Origin of the sequence: Nitratidesulfovibrio oxamicus (assembly GCF_015731765.1) — a bacterium.
GTDB lineage: Bacteria > Desulfobacterota > Desulfovibrionia > Desulfovibrionales > Desulfovibrionaceae > Cupidesulfovibrio > Cupidesulfovibrio oxamicus.
The window spans coordinates 1-756 of sequence record NZ_VRYY01000696.1; the positions used below are offsets into that span (position 1 = coordinate 1).

The 756-nt window shown below is 71.3% G+C and carries 1 pseudogene; it reads left to right on the forward strand.

Going from position 1 to position 756, the window contains the following annotated elements:
- Positions 1-259: pseudogene (locus tag FVW20_RS17375) on the forward strand (hypothetical protein); the annotation flags it as partial.
- Between the last annotated feature and the right edge of the window lie 497 nt (positions 260-756).

Genomic DNA, 756 nt, shown 5'->3' on the forward strand with positions numbered 1-756 from the left:
CGACCCGCTGCCGGGCGCGCTGCCGCTCATCGCCCAGACCCTGCCCGACGAACGCCCGGTGCGGGCCATCCGCCGTTACTGCATCGCCTGCTGCGGCGGCGAGCGGGCAGAGGTGCGCACCTGTGACGCCCGCGACCGTTGCGCCCTGTGGTCCTACCGCTTCGGCGTGCTTCCGGAAACCTACCGCAAGGTCAAGGCCCGCCTGACAGGTCCCCGCGCGCTGGTGCTGCCGGGGTTGCCCGCTGGCACGAACGGGTAACCCCCCCTTTCCCCCTCACGCGCACGCTTGCCGACGCCTTTGCGGATGCTTTCCGAAGGGCGTCGATTTTTTCGTGCCTTGCCCCACCGCGTGCGGCGCAAGGCACGGCGGCCAGCGCGTCGATGGCGCCCTTCCCCGCCAGCGTAACCACCAACTTCAGCGGGCAGGGGGCTACTCTAGCGGAACAGCAGGTCCGCCGCGGGGAGGAGCGGGGACGTCGGCTGACGGTCTTCCCGTCCATATGCCCCATGCGGCGCTCCGGCCGGATGAGGTCGTCGAGGCTTTTCGTGCGGCGGCGCCTGTGTCGGAAGCGACAATAAAGGTGCGTGCGATGCGGCGCGGGGCACCGTGCGATGAACGTGCCGTGGCGCGGGGCAAAAGCCGATGACAGCAAGGTGCAGGCCGCAAGGGGGCGGCATGGCGCGGCGCATCAGCGTTGTGCGGCCTCGCGGCGGCGGGTCAGCACTCCCACCAGCAGGGCCACGCCCAAGGCCGCC